This is a genomic window from Pantoea sp. USHLN298 (genome assembly GCF_037149395.1).
Taxonomy (GTDB): domain Bacteria; phylum Pseudomonadota; class Gammaproteobacteria; order Enterobacterales; family Enterobacteriaceae; genus Pantoea; species Pantoea astica.
On record NZ_JBBCRO010000005.1, the window covers coordinates 156120 to 174748 of the forward strand.

Consider the following 18629-nt stretch of genomic DNA (forward strand, 5'->3'; position numbering starts at 1 on the left):
AGCACGCTGGGAGTGGTTAATAATATCGCGTTACTGATTGGTAAAGCCGTTTTGAAAAAAATGAAGGCGTGTTAGATAACAAAGAAACATATGAGGGATCAATAAAGTCAACGTTTAGCTAATTAAAATTGTTGTCATTTGGCAATGGCATTTTTGAGGATATATAACCATCTCTAACTGAGATCTGGAATAAAATAAGAGCAGCTCATTTTAAATAACATGCATATTCATTCTGGAATTATCTTTTCCGGGTTGTTTTTGGATGAAGGTATCGGGCTTTGAGGCATTTTTGTCATGCCTGAAATTAAGGTGTGAACTGCGAGACTAAGTGGTCATTTAATTGTTGTCATATGACTATACATGTTTTAATAACGCTAACCCTTCGGCTTTTTATAGTTAACCAGTTCCGGATTATGTTGAATTTGATAACCAGATTTCAGATCGTTTTCACATATGGATGTTTTATTATGCGTCTGTTTTCATTGGTTTTGTCTTAACGTGTGGCTTTCGTATGGTGAGTTTTTTTTATCTTTTCGTGTGTTGTTTTTCTTAGTTTTTTGTAAAGCCACGGCGGCTTTGCTGACACGGCTATTAACCTTCCCTTTAAGCGGGGTTTGTAATAAAGTTCTCAATAACTTCCGATAACCCATGCTTCAACTGAATTTCCCGGCTTATCGGAAGGGTTCAGTGTCAATAAACTGTATGACTTCAATTCTTCTTTTGGCTTTATTTGGAAGGCGCGAGCTGAATTGCTGGCTCCGATAAATCTGGTAAGTAGTATGCATAAGCCTGAGTTCAGGTGGCGCTATATGCTTGAGGGTTAATTAAACTTTTTAATATCTTTTTTAAGGTGTAACACAGCTTGTTCCGCCTATTAGCCGGAACCTAACAAATTTAATTGGTGAACAATGAGCTTACAATTAATAATCAAAGACATCAAAGGCGATGTCATCACGAAAAATGCCTTAAATTCTCATCATCCCCTTGTACTTAACGTGCCTCAGCAGGCTGCGTCCTATGAAGTTCACAGCAGTGACGGAAAGCCACCAAAGAAGATCAAGGCCACTAAGGTCAATGATGAACTTCATTTTGAACTTCAGGACGACGTCACAGGCGAACATTACGACATTATTGTCGAGAACGTGAGCCAGACAGAACCGCCGGTCATGTTTGCTTCAGGTCCGGACGGCGTCGTTTATGCCTATGAATATGACGTAGCGGGCGGGATGTTTACGCTGACTGCCAATACCGTCGAAACCCCGGTTGTTGATAACTGGCTGATCGCTGGCGGCGCGCTCGCGGGTGCTGCTGCGATAGCCGGTATTGCCTTTTCCTCTGGCTCAGGCAGTTCGCATCACCGTTCTTCTTCCTCACAATCAGCGGCCAATCCCGATAACAGCACCGGTGCCGAAACCGGGGTTGTGACCGATGACAATCAAACCAGCAATCCGGTTGCCTCTTTACCCGTGGTGACTGACAGCGCGGGTAACCCAATCAGCAACGGCACGCCTACCACTGACAACACGCCAACTATCGGCGGTGAAGGCATGGCGCCTGGCTCTACCGTGAGCATCAGCGATGGCGAAAAAGTGATCGGTGAAGTGACGGCGGATGAGAACGGTAAGTGGACCTTTACGCCAGGCGAAGCGCTGGCCGATGGCGAGCACGCCATCGTGGTTGACGGTACCGACGCAGACGGCAATGCGGTCAGCGACGGCGTCAGCATTATTATTGACGCAGACGCAACAGAGGCTGGCTCAGAAGGCGGTGCCGGATCAGACAACGGTTCAGATACCGGTTCTGAAGGTAGCGCAGGTTCTGACAATGGTTCCGACACCGGTTCTGAAGGCGGCGCAGGTTCAGACAACGGTTCAGAGACCGGTTCTGAAGGTAGCGCAGGTTCTGACAACGGTTCCGACACCGGTTCTGCAGGCGGCGCAGGTTCAGACGACGGTTCCGACACCGGCTCAGAAGGTGGCGCAGGTTCAGACAACGGTTCCGACACCGGCGCAGACGAAGGCACCACCGCACCGGTGATGACCGACGACGCGGGCAATCCGATCGCCGACGGCAGCACCACTAATGACAGCACCCCGACTATCGGCGGTGACGGCATGCAGCCGGGCTCAACCGTGGTCATCACTGATGGCGACACGGTGATCGGCGAAGTGACCGCAGATGACGACGGCAAATGGAGCTTCACGCCGGACGCGCCGCTGGCAGACGGCGAGCACGCCATCGTGGTTGACGGCACCGGCGCAGACGGCAACGCGGTCAGCGGCGACGTCAGCATCATCGTTGATGCGGATGGATCTGATACCGGGTCTGAAGGCGGCGCAGGATCAGATGACGGTTCCGACACCGGCTCTGAAGGTGGTGCAGGATCAGATGACGGTTCCGACACCGGTTCAGAAGGTGGTGCAGGATCAGATGACGGTTCAGACACCGGCTCAGAAGGCGGCGCAGGATCAGATGACGGTTCCGACACCGGTTCTGAAGGCGGCACAGGTTCAGACGATGGTTCCGACACCGGTTCTGAAGGCGGCACAGGATCAGACGACAATTCCGATACCGGCTCTGAAGGTGGCGCAGGTTCAGATGACGGTTCCGACACCGGTTCTGAAGGTGACACCGGTTCCGACACCGGCGCAGACGAAGGCACCACCGCACCGGTAATGACCGACGACGCGGGCAATCCGATCGTGGACGGCGGCACCACTAACGACAGCACCCCGACTATCGGCGGCGACGGCATGCAGCCGGGTTCAACTGTGGTCATCACTGATGGCGACACGGTAATCGGTGAAGTGACCGCAGACGACGACGGCAAGTGGAGCTTCACGCCGGACGCGCCTCTGGCGGACGGCGAGCACGCCATCGTGGTTGACGGCACCGGCGCAGACGGCAACGCGGTCAGCGGCGACGTCAGCATCATCGTTGATGCGGACGGATCAGACACCGGCTCAGAAGGCGGCGCAGGTTCAGACGACGGTTCCGACACCGGCTCAGAAGGCGGCACAGGATCAGATGACGGATCAGACACCGGCTCAGAAGGCGGCACAGGTTCAGATGACAGTTCCGACACCGGCTCAGAAGGCGGCACAGGTTCAGACGACGGTTCCGATACCGGCTCAGAAGGTGGCGCAGGTTCCGACACCGGTTCTGAAGGTGACGCAGGTTCCGATACCGGCGCAGACGAAGGCACCACCGCACCGGTGATGACCGACGACGCGGGCAATCCGATCGCCGACGGCAGCACCACTAACGACAGCACCCCGACTATCGGCGGCGACGGCATGCAGCCGGGCTCAACCGTGGTCATCACTGATGGCGACACGGTGATCGGCGAAGTGACCGCAGACGACGACGGCAAGTGGAGCTTTACGCCGGACGAGCCGCTGGCGGACGGCGAGCACGCCATCGTGGTTGACGGTACCGGCGCAGACGGCAACGCGGTCAGCGGCGACGTCAGCATCATCGTTGATGCGGACGGTTCCGACACCGGCTCTGAAGGTGGCGCAGGTTCAGATGACGGTTCCGACACCGGCTCAGAAGGCGGCGCAGGCTCAGATGACGGTTCCGACACCGGTTCAGAAGGTGGCGCAGGATCAGATGACGGTTCCGACACCGGCTCTGAAGGCGGCACAGGATCAGATGACGGTTCCGACACCGGCTCAGAAGGCGGCGCAGGTTCAGATGACGGTTCCGACACCGGCGCAGACGAAGGCACCACCGCACCGGTAATGACCGACGACGCGGGCAACCCGATCGCCGACGGCAGCACCACTAACGACAGCACCCCGACAATCGGCGGTGACGGCATGCAGCCGGGCTCAACCGTGGTCATCACAGATGGCGACACGGTGATCGGCGAAGTGACCGCAGACGACGACGGCAAGTGGACCTTCACGCCTGACGCGCCGCTGGCGGACGGCGAGCACGCCATCGTGGTTGACGGCACCGGCGCAGACGGCAACGCGGTCAGCGGCGACGTCAGCATCATCGTTGATGCGGACGGTTCCGACACCGGCTCTGAAGGCGGCACAGGTTCAGACGACGGTTCCGATACCGGCTCAGAAGGCGGCACAGGTTCAGACGACGGCTCAGATACCGGTTCAGAAGGTGGCACAGGATCAGATGACGGTTCCGACACCGGCTCAGAAGGCGGCGCAGGTTCAGACGATGGTTCCGACACCGGTTCTGAAGGCGGCACAGGTTCAGACGACGGTTCCGACACCGGTTCCGACACCGGCGCAGACGAAGGCACCACCGCACCGGTGATGACCGACGACGCGGGCAATCCGATCGCGAACGGCAGCACCACTAACGACAGCACCCCGACTATCGGCGGTGACGGCATGCAGCCGGGCTCAACCGTGGTCATCACTGATGGCGACACGGTAATCGGTGAAGTGACGGCAGACGACGACGGCAAGTGGAGCTTCACGCCGGACGCGCCTCTGGCAGACGGCGAGCACGCTATCGTGGTTGACGGCACTGACGCAGACGGCAACGCGGTCAGCGGCGACGTCAGCATTATCGTTGATGCGGACGGATCTGATACCGGCTCAGAAGGCGGCACAGGTTCAGACGATGGTTCCGACACCGGCTCAGAAGGTGGCGCAGGATCGGATGACGGTTCCGATACCGGTTCAGAAGGCGGCACTGGTTCAGACGACGGTTCTGACACCGGTTCTGAAGGTGACGCAGGTTCCGACACCGGCGCAGACGAAGGCACCACCGCACCGGTGATGACCGACGACGCGGGCAATCCGATCGCGAACGGCAGCACCACTAACGACAGCACCCCGACTATCGGCGGTGACGGCATGCAGCCGGGCTCAACCGTGGTCATCACTGATGGCGACACGGTAATCGGTGAAGTGACGGCAGACGACGACGGCAAGTGGAGCTTCACGCCGGACGCGCCGCTGGCAGACGGCGAGCACGCTATCGTGGTTGACGGCACTGACGCAGACGGCAACGCGGTCAGCGGCGACGTCAGCATTATCGTTGATGCGGACGGATCTGATACCGGCTCAGAAGGCGGCGCAGGATCAGATGACGGTTCCGACACCGGTTCTGAAGGCGGCGCAGGTTCAGACGACGGTTCAGATACCGGCTCTGAAGACGGCGCAGGTTCCGACACCGGTTCTGAAGGCGGCGCAGGATCAGATGACGGTTCCGATACCGGTTCTGAAGGTGACGCAGGTTCCGACGACGGTTCAGATACCGGCGCAGACGAAGGCATCACCGCACCGGTAATGACCGACGACGCGGGCAACCCGATCGCCGACGGCAGCACCACTAACGACAGCACCCCGACAATCGGCGGTGACGGCATGCAGCCGGGCTCAACCGTGACCATCACCGACGGTGAAACGGTGATCGGCGAAGTGACCGCAGACGACGACGGCAAGTGGATCTTCACGCCGGACGCACCTCTGGCAGACGGCGAGCACGCTATCGTGGTTGACGGCACCGGCGCAGACGGCAACGCGGTCAGCGATGAAGTCAGCATCATCGTTGATGCGGACGGCTCCGATACCGGCTCAGAAGGCGGCGCAGGATCAGATGACGGCTCCGATACCGGTTCTGAAGGTGACGCAGGTTCCGACACCGGCGCAGACGAAGGCACCACCACACCGGTGATGACCGACGACGCGGGCAACCCGATCGCCGACGGCAGCACCACAAACGACAGCACGCCGACCTTCGGTGGCGAAGGCATGCAGCCGGGCTCAACCGTGACCATCACCGACGGTGAAACGGTAATCGGTGAAGTGACGGCGGACGACGACGGCAAGTGGACCTTCACGCCGGACGAGCCTCTGGCGGACGGCGAGCACGCCATCGTGGTTGACGGCACCGGCGCAGACGGCAATGCGGTCAGCGGCGACGTGAGCATCATCGTTGATGCGGACGGCTCCGATACCGGCTCAGAAGGCGGCGCAGGTTCCGACACCGGCGCAGACGAAGGCACCACCGCACCGGTGATGACCGATGACGCGGGCAATCCGATCGCGGACGGCACCACCACTAACGACAGCACGCCGACCTTCGGTGGCGAAGGCATGCAGCCTGGCTCAACCGTGACCATCACCGACGGTGAAACGGTAATCGGTGAAGTGACGGCGGACGACGACGGCAAGTGGACCTTCACGCCGGACGAAGCGCTGGCAGACGGCGAGCACGCCATTGTTGTTGACGGCACTGACGCAGACGGCAACGCGGTCAGCGACGAAGTCAGCATTATTGTTGATGCAGAAGGCGGCGCAGGATCAGATACCGGTTCTGAAGGTGACGCAGGTTCCGACACCGGCGCAGACGAAGGCACCACCGCACCGGTAATGACCGACGACGCGGGCAACCCGATCGCGGACGGCAGCACCACTAACGACAGCACCCCGACTATCGGCGGCGACGGCATGCAGCCTGGCTCAACCGTGACCATCACCGACGGTGAAACGGTGATCGGTGAAGTGACCGCAGACGACGACGGCAAGTGGACCTTCACGCCGGACGAAGCGCTGGCAGACGGCGAGCACGCCATTGTGGTTGACGGCACTGACGCAGACGGCAACGCGGTCAGCGGCGACGTCAGCATCATCGTTGATGCGGACGGTTCCGATACCGGTTCTGAAGGCGGCGCAGGTTCAGACACCGGTTCCGACACCGGCGCAGACGAAGGCACCACCGCACCGGTGATGACCGACGACGCGGGCAACCCGATCGCCGACGGCACCACCACTAACGACAGCACCCCGACCTTCGGTGGCGAAGGTATGCAGCCTGGCTCAACCGTGACCATCACCGACGGTGAAACGGTAATCGGTGAAGTGACGGCGGACGACGACGGCAAGTGGAGCTTCACGCCGGACGAAGCGCTGGCAGACGGCGAGCACGCCATTGTGGTTGACGGCACCGGCGCAGACGGCAACGCGGTCAGCGACGAAGTCAGCATTATTGTTGATGCAGAAGGCGGCGCAGGATCAGATACCGGTTCTGAAGGTGACGCAGGTTCCGACACCGGCGCAGACGAAGGCACCACCACACCGGTGATCACCGACGACGCGGGCAACCCGATCGCCGACGGCACCACCACAAATGACAGCACCCCGACCTTCGGTGGCGAAGGCATGCAGCCTGGCTCAACCGTGACCATCACCGACGGTGAAACGGTAATCGGTGAAGTGACGGCGGACGACGACGGCAAGTGGAGCTTCACGCCGGACGCACCTCTGGCGGACGGCGAGCACGCCATCGTGGTTGACGGTACCGACGCAGACGGCAACGCGGTCAGCGACGAAGTCAGCATTATTGTTGATGCAGAAGGTGATGCAGGTTCCGATACCGGCGCAGACGAAGGCACCACCACACCGGTGATGACCGACGATGCGGGCAACCCGATCGCGGACGGCAGCACCACTAACGACAGCACCCCGACAATCGGCGGTGACGGCATGCAGCCGGGCTCAACCGTGACCATCACCGACGGTGGAACGGTGATCGGCGAAGTGACCGCAGACGACGACGGTAAGTGGACCTTCACGCCGGACGCGCCGCTGGCAGACGGCGAGCACGCTATCGTGGTTGACGGCACTGACGCAGACGGCAACGCGGTCAGCGACGAAGTGAGTGTCATTGTTGATACGCCTGACGTACCGGTTGTTGAGATCACTGATGATAACGGTGACGTTATCCAGAACGGCGATACGGTCAATGACAACGATCCGACAATCAGCGGCAAAGGCTTTGAGCCGGGATCAACGATTGTGATCGCTGATGGCGAGACCGAACTGACAACCGTAGACGTTGGTGCAGATGGCAGCTGGAGCTATACCCCAGAGTCACCGCTGAGCGAAGGTGAACACACGATTAACGTGACTGTGACCGATCCGCAGGGCGTGACCAATCAGGGTAGCTTTAACGTTGTTGTCGATACCACACCGCCAGAAGGCGTTGATATCGCAGGCATCAACCTTGTCGATGATAATGGCGAAGCCGTAATCCCGACCGGTGCTACCGCGGATAATACGCCAACCTTCAGCGGCGAAGGCCTTGAAGCCGGGGCAACCGTCATTGTTCGCGATGGTGACACGGTATTGGGTGAAACCACCGTAAGTGAAGACGGAAGCTGGAGCTTTACACCGTCAGAAACTCTTGAGGATGGCGACCACAGCTTCACCTTTGAAGTCACGGATCAGGCAGGCAACAGCAGCGGAATTTCCGATGCGCTGGATCTGGCGATTTCGGTGAATAAGGGCATCAACACCGGCGTGGTGGTGAGCAATGATGAAGGCAATATCATCACCGATGGCGAAATCATCAACGACAGCACGCCAACCTTTAGCGGCAAAGATCAGTTACCGGGCTCTACCGTAACGATCGCCGACGGAGAGACCGTGCTGGCAACCGTCGAAGTGGGCGAAGATGGTAGCTGGAGCTACACCCCAGAAGCAGCATTGAGCGAAGGCGATCATGCGCTGACTGTGACCATTGAAGATCATCAGGGTAATTCAGGCAGCGATACCATAAACGTGGTCATTGACACCGTCGCTCCGGATCTGGTTGATCCCGCAACGATCACCCTGACCGACGATGCAGGTAACGTACTGGTCGAAGGCAGCGAGATTGCGGATACCACACCAACCTTCAGCGCCGCAGGTCTTGAAGCGGGATCAACCGTTATCGTTCGCGATAATGGCACCGTGCTGGGCGAAGCCGTGGTTGATGAAAGTGGAAACTGGTCCTTCACGCCGGAAGCGGCGCTGAGTGACGGCGAGCACAGCTTTACCTTTGAGACGGTTGATGACGCAGGCAACAGCAGCGGTGAATCTGCTCCGGTGGACTATATCGTCGACTCGGTTGCGCCTGAAGGTGTCAACGTCAGCGCGCTGGTGATCACCGATGAAGCAGGTGATGTTGTCAGCCCGGCGAACACGCAGAGCGATAATCAGCTGACCTTCAGCGGCAGCGATCTCGAAGCCGGTGCCACCGTCACGATCTACGACAAAGGGCAGGTTGTGGGTGAAACCACCGTTGCAGATGACGGAAGCTGGCAGTTCACCGCGGAAGAGGGACTGTATGACGGAAGCCATGAACTGACTTTTGTTGTCACCGATGCGGCTGGCAACAGCAGTGAACCGTCGGCAACACTGGCTCTTGAGGTTCAGGCTATTGAACTGACGGCATCAGATAACATCAGTTCAGGGGCTGCGGTAGGCTTCGATTATCCGGTCGATGTCACCCAGGATCTGGGAACCGTACTGAGCGATGGTGGATTGATTTCGTTTGGAAATACCATCACGAGCGATCCTATTGTTGTCGCCGACGGTACCATCATTACCCTTGATGTTACCGCGACTTCATCGGCATTCCTGAACGTAGCGAGCAACGCGACGTTATTGCTGCAGAAGTACGATTCTTCTACTGGCGAGTGGTATACGGTATCCGAGGATGACAGCAGTAACCTGTTCGGTATGTTTGGTCTGGGCGCGACGACGTCGACGATTAGCCTGACCGGACTCACCGCGGGTACCTATCAGCTGGTTTACTCCACGGCGGGGATCAATCTTGGTGTTGGCATTGATCTTTCAGCGGCGAAGACGGTTTACACCCTGGCCGATCAGGGCACGCCAACCGACTACACCACGGCAATTGGTAACGTCATGACTGACGTCGACAGCGCCTATGGTTCTGATGGTATTCCGCACAGCGCCTATACCTCAGTCACGTCGGTGAGCGTCACCAACAGTGATGGATCAGTATCCACTGCTGACCTGAGCGAGGCTTCGCCTAAGACTACCCTGACGGGCCAGTACGGTACGCTGGTGATCAACGCGGATGGTAGCTATGAATACACGCCAGCCTCGTCGATGGACAGCATCGGTAAAGTAGACTCCTTTACCTATACCCTGACCGATTCGGCAACCGGTAAAACCTCGTCAGCAGAGTTGCATGTGCAGATTGGTACCACCAACGATGCGCTGAAGCTCAGCTGGGATGCCACCAATCCGGACGCCAATGCGGTAACGGATATCGCCTCGAATAACGAAGCGAATGCCAGCGTCACGGTGACGTATGAAACCTCCAGCGCCAGCAACACCGACGTTAAACTGACCGCAGGCGGGGCGGAGAATTATACTTCTACGTTCACCAAAACCGGCGCTGACGATCTGGTAACCGGATCGCTGACGCTGACTACCGAATGGGGATTACTGGGCAACCGCTTCTCAACCGATCTGAACATCACTTACGACGTTCAGATGCAGAACGAAGATGGTAGCTGGATCACGGTCAAGACCCAGAATGCGGTAGTCGCTGCCGGTGAACATAATGAAGAAGTTATTCAGAATGTGGCGATGTCCGATCTGCTCAGTGGATTAGGCGAAGGCACGTACCGTGTGGCAATCAGTACCACCGGTGCAGATAACGTGTTGAAACTCAACATGGCTGTTCAGACAGTCAGCACGACCGAGTATGTGATCACCACCAAGGATGTCGCGACAGGCAACATTCTTACGGATGAAGGTACGGATGGCAGCGCAGATAAACTGAGCTCTATTTACACCCGAATCTATGCAAAAGCCGGTGATAGCAGCAGCGATCAGGCGATTGATGACAGCTATACCTACGTGACTGAGAGCGGCGTCACCATTACCGGTCAGTACGGCACCCTGGTGGTTTACAACAACGGCGCTTACACCTATACGCCGGGTACCACGACGTTGCCAGCCGGTTCTGAAGATGTCTTTACCTATGCCCTCAAAGGCGCTAACGGTGAAGTCGTCACTGCAACGGTTACCATCCATCTGGGTGTGGAAGTGGATGGCAGCAACGGCGGTGCGCTGGTGTTCCACGGCACTGAAGCGGATGATGTTTTCGCTATCTTCGATACCGATTTCGCCTCTGTGGACGGCGGCGAAGGCAGCGATACGCTGGCATGGAGCGGTAATGGCCAACTGGTACTGAGCAGCATCGCCAGTAAGGTCAATGATATCGAATCCATCAAGCTGACCTCCGTAACCGGAAGCGACAATCTGGTGGTGGATGCGCAAAGCGTCGCAGACGTGACTAACGATGCCAACGCGTTGTACATCAAAGGGGTTGCCGGTGATCACGTCACGCTGGAAGGCACCTGGGTGAACAGCGGGACTGTGGTGGTGGACAGTGTTTACTATACCCACTACACCAGCACCGCGACAGACGGTTCGGCGGTTGATATATACGTGCAGAAAGGGCTGACCCTTTCCTCAACGGTTTATCAGAACAGCGAGAACGGCACCGAGTATGACGTGGTTGCGTCGGCAGAGGTGGCCGGTACCGACAGCGATGACACTTTCAATCTCAACACCACGGGCTTTGACAGCATTGATGGCGGTGAAGGTCTGGATACGCTGGTCTGGAGCGGCAGAGGCACCATCACGCTGAGTGATATGGCCAGTAAGATCAGCAATATCGAAGAGATTGACTTTGTTAATGACAGCAGTGTGAACAATCTGGTGGTAACTGCGCAGAACGTGGCGGATATCACCGATGTTAATAACACGCTGTTTGTTAAGGGCTTTACCACCGACAACCTGACCCTGTCAGGCAGCTGGACGCTGGCCGGTCACGAAGTCTTTAATAACATCGATTATGTTCACTACGTCAGTACCACGGATGACGGCCAGACCGTTAATCTCTATGTGGATAGTGATATCAAGCAGAGCAGCACTGTTCTGCCGGCTGAACATAATGCGGCTGACGTAACCGGTGAGGTTTCTCTGCTGAGCGATAGCATCGATCAGACCACGACGATGAATACCGCCACCAGCAGCTTTACCAGTGAGAGCTTTACGGTCAACAGCATCAGTGACCTTCAGGATATCAGCATCAGCGTAGCTGGATCGGCGATTCATGCCGGTAACAGCGTGTCGGTGAACTGGTCACTGCAGGTCTACAACAGCCAGACCTTACGCTGGGACGATGTGACCACCGGTACCCAGGCGATAACGGCCAGCAATGCGCTCGACGTTTCGCTGGAAGGGCAGCCGGCGGGCACTTACCGTCTGGTGGTGGACAGCACACAGTCCGGTTATTCAGGACTGTTATGGTCAACCAACTACGATGTACTGACCGTGCGGGTGGCGGCGAATATCGTCAGCACCACCGATTACAAAGTGGCCACCAACTCAAGCGTAACGGGATCTGTCTTTACCAGTGACAGCGCCAGTGATAGCTCGGTTCTGGTGAAATCGATCGCTGCCGGTATCGTCTCCGGCGCGGCCAGCTACACGTTGATCGCAGCGGCGGGCACCACTATCGCCGGGGCATACGGTACGCTGACGATTCACACTGACGGCAGTTACACCTATCAGCTGAACAGTGACTCGGTGATTAAACTCTCCGGCAGTGAAGACACATTTACCTATGTGCTGGCTGACGGGACGGTTAAAAACCTGGTGATGACGCTGGGCGTATCGGTGGACGGTTCTGAAGGCGGAGCGCTGATTTTTGCCGGCACAGTAGGCAATGACAGCTTCACGATTCACGATACCCACTTCACCTCGGTGGATGGTAAATCGGGTCAGGATACGCTGGTCTGGAGCGGTTCAGGTGAGCTGCAGTTAAGCGAGATTGCAGACAAGGTAAGCAACATCGAAATCCTTGATTTGCAGAGCAACGCGGTAGCCACGGTACTGCTGCTGAATGCAGATGATATCAAAGAGATCACCGACGCCAACAATGTGCTGTATGTGCGTGGCGGCAGTGAAGACTCACTCTCACTGCAGGGGGTCTGGCAGGTTAATGGCGTTGAAACGCTCAATAACATCGCCTACACCCTTTACACCAGCACGGCGCTTGATGGCACGCCAATCAAGCTCTATGTGCAGCAGGGGCTGACCTTTAACGAAGTCGCTGACGGTATCACCGGATCGGTTTCTGATGATGCGGCGGATCCTTCGGTAGTGTCGGTCAGCCAGAATGGTGAAGTGATGACCATTGCTGACGACGCGGTGAGTTTCAAAGGCGCCTACGGCACTTTGGTTATCGACGGTGAAGGACATTACAACTATGTTGCGGATGCAGATCATGCGCAAAGTGGTGTCACTGATACCTTTACCTACAGCCTGTCAGATGGCACCAGTGCTTCCCTGAGTTTTAATCTGGGCATTGATGTTGATGGCAGTGCAGGCGGAGAGATCCTCTTCACCGGCACCAAAGGCGGAGACATATTTGAGGTTTACGATACCAGCTTCACCTCAATTAATGGTGCGGAAGGTAACGATACGCTGGCCTGGCATGGCAGCGCACCGTTGAACCTCAGCGATATTTCTTCGAAAGTCGATAATATTGAAACCATCGATCTGCTGAAAGATAGTGAAAACGACAAACTCGTAATCAGTGCGGAAAGTTTACTGAAAGTCACCGATGACAATAATACGCTTTATGTCAGAGGGGCTGACGGTGATACCGTCACGCTGAATGGGAGTTGGGAACAGGCAGGCGATATATTGGTTAATGGTGTGAATTATCACCAGTATACCAGTGCCACCGTCGATGGTTCTGTCGTGCAACTCTATGTTGAAGATGATGTAAATATTGGTTAATAAAAAGTAAATGATAGTCATAGCAGGCTGAATATATTTCAGCCTGCTATTTATCAATTTTTTAAGTAACGTTTGATTCATTCACACCAGAGAGCTTCAGAACATCATGAAAAAATTACTTATTACCCTTTGCTGTGTAATAACGCTGCCTTCGGTATTTGCCGCCGAAAAGAATGCCAATCCTTTTGCTCAGTCTGAAATAAAGGAAGCACCGGCAGGTTTTTGGGGCGCTTTTTCTGATACGCCTGAAGCCACAAAAACGCCAGCGGGCAGTACCGCACTGGCTGACAAATTACAAATTAAACCCGTTAAGGTCGAAATGGAGCCGGGTGAAAATGTGCAGAGCAGCGGGAATAAATCATTACCGGCTGACTGGCAGCAGGCTATCCACCTTGCGGTAAATTATCATCCCTCAATTGGCAGCAGCATCGCGACGCTGGAATCTGCCGGATTTTCGATTAACGCTGCCAGTGCCGGTTATCTTCCGGCAATAAAAGCGGGAATCACCTCGGGTCGTCAGGATGACGAAGGCAACGGGCAGATAGCAACCGTTGGTCTCTCTCAGATGCTGTACGACTTCGGTAAAACAGGCAGTGCGGTTGACCAGGCAAGCGCGAAGTATCTGCGCCAGCAGGCGACCGTACTGGCACAGGTTGACACCATCATTCAGCAGACCGCACTGGCACTGAATGAAGTGTATCGATACTCTCAGCTGCTTGATAACGCTAAAAAAGAAGTGAAAGCGCTGCGGGATATTCTGGCCCTGACGCAGATGCGGGCCGAAGCGGGTGCCAGCACGCGGGTTGATCCGGTGCAGGCCCAGGCGCGTGTTGAAGCCGCCCTGGCGCAGCAGCAGGATATCGAAATTAAACTGCAACAGCAGAAGTATCATCTGCAGTCGTTGCTGGGTCAGCCGGTTGGCTCAACCCGCATCTCTGCTCCGATGTCGCTGTTACCGTTAATTGAACGCCAGCGTAACCATATCGATCTGAATCGCAATCCAGCAATTCTTATTGCCCAGGCGGATGCGGCGGTCGCGCAGGCTGAATTACGTAACTATAAAGCGCAGCGTTATCCAACGGTGTCGCTGGAAGCGAATACCAATAAATATATGGGCGATATTGCGAACAGTCAGCGTCATAGCCAGTATCAGAACGTCTATATCTCTGTAAACAGTACGCTCTATCAGGGCGGTGCATTAGTGGCACAGGAGAGTGCCAGCGCCCGGGCGCTGGAGGCAGCAAGATCGGCGATTGCCAGTAAAAAACTCGAAATTACCGATCAGCAGCGTAATTATTTTCAGAGCGTAAGTGGTTTGCAGCGCAATATTTCACTGCTGACGCGCAGAATGAAAACCATTATGGAAACGCGCTCGTTGTATCGTGAGCAATATTTATCGCTGGGTACGCGTAATGTACTCGACTTACTCAATGCCGAGCAGGAAATCAGCCGCGCCGAACAGGATTTGATTAATGCGCGCTGCGATTTATGGGCTTCGTCAGTGAATTATGTTGTGCTGGCAGGAATGGCCCGTGAGGCATTTAATTTTAATGACCAGCTTGTCCAGGGTTTGCGTATCACCTCGTAATACGCCTTATTAAGAATAAGAGAAGACTATTATGGTAAATACCGATCGCAAGGATGATGTTTCCTCCGCCGGGGAAACTAAGAAATCCTTTACGCCCTGGCTTGAAGCACTGTTGCTGGTGGCAAAACATTATCGTCTGGACGGTTCCCCGGAGCGGGTTAAAGGCGAAGCTGAATGGCAGTTGCACCAGGTCACTCAGGAACAACTGATCGAAAATATGGCCCGTCAGCTCGGTCTGTTAGTCATTTTTGATGATTTTCATCCTGACCTGCTCGATCCGTGGCGGCTGCCGTTAATCGTGGATTTTGGTCCGCGCGGCGTCGGCGTGATCACCACGCTCGGCGAAGAGGGCAAAGTCAGCCTGATGCTGAGTGGTGAAAACCAGCTTCAGACGGTGCTCAGCGTAGAGGAACTGGCGGAGCATGCGCAGCGGGTGCTGCTGGCCAAGCCGGAAACCTCGGTGCCGGATGCGCGTGTTGATGACTATATCAAACCGCACCGTGCTGACTGGCTGTGGCAAACCATTCTGAAAGAGTGGCCGGCTTACGTTAACGTCATGTTTGCCTCGTTGATCTCTAACGTGCTCGGCCTCTCGGCGATGTTATTTACCATGCAGGTCTACGACAGGGTGATTCCGTCGCAGTCGATCCCTTCACTGTGGGTGCTGTTCGGTGGCGTGATGATCGCCCTGACCTTTGTCTTTATCATGCGAATTGTCCGGACCCATATTTCGGACATGGCAGGGAAAAGCGCCGATTTGCGGATATCCGATCGGGTCTTTGGCCATGCGTTACGTATCCGTAATGACCTGCGACCTAAATCGACCGGCTCTTTTATTGCGCAAATCCGCGAGCTGGAGCAGATCCGTGAACTGATTACCTCAACCACGATTTCCGCTATCGCAGATCTGCCTTTTCTGATCATCTTTCTGTTTATTCTCTGGCTGCTGGGCGGATGGCTGGTGCTGGTGCCGCTGGCGGCGCTGCCGTTGATTATTATCCCTGGTCTGCTGGCGCAGTCTTCGCTGGCGAAACTTTCAAAAGCCACGATGCGTGAGTCCGCGGTTCGCAATGCCATGCTGGTCGAAGCGGTCCAGGGCATGGATGACATCAAACTGCTACGCGCTGAGCCCTATTTTCAGAATCAGTGGAATCATCTGAATGAGGCGATCAGTAAATCGTCTAAAAAACAGCGCTTTATTAGTAGCCTGCTGATGAGCTGGACCAGTGAAGTCCAGACGGTAGCCTATATCGGCGTGGTACTGGTGGGGGCTTTCTTTGCCATGAACGGTGACCTTTCCACCGGTGTGCTGATTGGCTGCTCGATGCTGGCGTCACGCATGATGGCGCCGCTGGGGCAACTGACGATGATTTTCAGTCGCTGGCAGCAAGCTAAAGTCGCCCGCGAGGGGCTTGAAAACCTGCTGAAAAGCGAAGTTGATCAGCCTGAACGCAGCATTCAGATCCATCGGCCACGTATTTACGGCGAGTTCAGCTTCTCGGACATCAGTTATCGCTACGATCCCCAATCACCCAATGCGGTGATCACCGTGGATAAGCTGCTGATTTCGGCGGGCGAAAAAGTGGCGCTGCTGGGGCGCAACGGCTCCGGTAAATCCACCCTGTTGCAAATGATGGCGGGTCTGTTGCGGCCTGGTGAAGGTGCACTGTTGCTCGACGGCGTGCGTCTCTCTTCGATTGATCCGCTGGATGTGCGTCGCGATGTGGGGCTGGTCAGCCAGACATCCTCCCTGTTCTTCGGCACGATTCGCGAGAATCTTCGTTTAGGGATGCCTCTGGCGACGGAAGAGGAGATGTTACAGGCGCTGGAGATCAGCGGAGCCATTGAGTTTATTCGTCAGCTGCCGGAAGGCATGGATTATCCGTTACAGGAGGGAGGAAAAGGGTTATCGGGCGGGCAGCGGCAGCAGCTTTTACTGGCGCGCGCCATTCTGCGTCAGCCCAGCGTGCTGCTGCTGGATGAGCCGACAGCCTGGCTGGATGACGGGGTAGAGAAGCACCTGATTGAAAAACTCAAAGCCTGGATGGGTAATCGCACGCTGATCATTGCCACCCATCGCCCGGCTGCGCTGCAACTGGTCGATCGTATTCTGCTGATCGACAGCGGCAAAATCGTCCGGGATGGCACCAAAGAAGAGATGCTGGTATCCCGTTCACCGACGGCTGCGCCACATCAGGGCAGAGTCAACCTTAGCACTCAGGGAGCCGCAAAATAATGAACTCTCTACACACTGTTATTAAGAAAAAGAAGCGTCAGTCTGCACGGCGGGGTTTCTCATCTGGCGGATTGATCGTGATGTCCGTGATGGTGATGCTGCTGCTGTTCTTCTTCTGGGCATCAAATTTTGAGCTGGATGAAGTGACGGTGGGCGTGGGTAAAGTGATCCCCAGTTCGCATGAGCAGATTATTCAGTCGCTGGAAGGCGGAATACTGAAAGAACTCAAGGTGCACGAAGGGGATGTGGTGGAAGCGGGTCAGGTGCTGGCGCTGCTGGACCCGACCCAGATCGATTCCGGTTTGCAGGAGAGTACCGGGCGGCTGCGGGCAGCGCTGGCAACTTCTGCGCGATTACAGGCTGAAACGGCAGGCACCGCGCTGATATTTCCGCCAGAGGTGCTGGAAGATCCGGCGCTGGTGGCGGCAGAAACGGCACTGTATCAATCGCGCCGTGAAAACCTGGAAAAGACGGTAAGCGGGCTTCGCGAAGCGTTAAGTCTGGTGAATCGTGAACTGCAGCTGACCTCTTCCCTGGTTTCGAGAGGGGCCGCCAGTAACGTGGAGGTGCTGCGGCTGAAAAGGCAGGCGAATGAGCTGAATAACAAACTCAGCGATGCCGAGAATCAGTATATCGTCCGGGCGCGTGAAGAACTGGCAAAAGCGAATGCTGAAGCCGCCTCGCAGCGTTCCATTATCATCGGCCGCGCCGACTCACTGAAACGCACCGTGGTGGTCGCACCGGTAAGAGGCATTGTTAAAGATATCGAAGTGACAACCGTGGGTGGCGTTATTCCGCAACGCGGTAACCTGATGGAGATCGTACCGCTGGATGAGCAATTGATCATTGAGGCGCAGATTGCGCCCCGCGATGTCGCCTTTATCACGCCCGGACAGCGCGCTGTGGTTAAGCTGACTGCCTATGACTTCAACATCTACGGCGGGCTGGAAGGCAAAGTCGCCTCGATATCGCCTGACACCATTCAGGATGAGGTTCATCGCGATCAATATTTTTACCGTGTCTATATCCGCACCGATAAAGATTATCTGGTGAACAAAAAAGGTAAAAAGTTTCCGGTTTATCCAGGGATGATCGCGATGGGTGAAATCCATACCGGCAGCAAAACGATCATGGAATATCTGCTCAAACCGCTTAATCGCGCCAGGGAAGCATTGCGCGAACGATAATCGCCCCGAACCACCTCCCCGGA

4 protein-coding genes are annotated in these 18629 nt (G+C 56.0%); all 4 read left to right on the plus strand.

Annotation, left to right across the window (positions count from 1 at the left end):
* The first annotated feature begins 908 nt into the window (after positions 1-908).
* The 4 genes from WFK59_RS14320 to WFK59_RS14335 all read left to right on the plus strand — a co-directional run bounded on the left by WFK59_RS14320 (position 909) and on the right by WFK59_RS14335 (position 18606).
* The gene (locus tag WFK59_RS14320) at positions 909-13595 is read left to right on the plus strand and encodes a beta strand repeat-containing protein (RefSeq protein WP_336756081.1); all 12687 of its coding nucleotides are present in this window, start codon (positions 909-911) and stop codon (positions 13593-13595) included.
* A 106-nt stretch (positions 13596-13701) separates the two neighbouring features.
* Positions 13702-15183 carry a TolC family outer membrane protein gene (locus WFK59_RS14325; protein WP_233988310.1) on the plus strand — a complete coding sequence of 494 codons (1482 nt, stop codon included), beginning with the start codon at positions 13702-13704 and terminating at the stop codon, positions 15181-15183.
* A 31-nt stretch (positions 15184-15214) separates the two neighbouring features.
* Complete coding sequence (locus WFK59_RS14330; RefSeq protein WP_336756082.1) at positions 15215-17419, plus strand: type I secretion system permease/ATPase; 2205 nt, start codon at positions 15215-15217, stop codon at positions 17417-17419.
* Positions 17419-18606, plus strand: a complete 1188-nt coding sequence (locus WFK59_RS14335; protein ID WP_336756083.1) for an HlyD family efflux transporter periplasmic adaptor subunit — start codon at positions 17419-17421, stop codon at positions 18604-18606. The genes WFK59_RS14330 and WFK59_RS14335 overlap by 1 nt, the downstream gene beginning before the upstream one ends.
* Positions 18607-18629 lie beyond the last annotated feature (23 nt).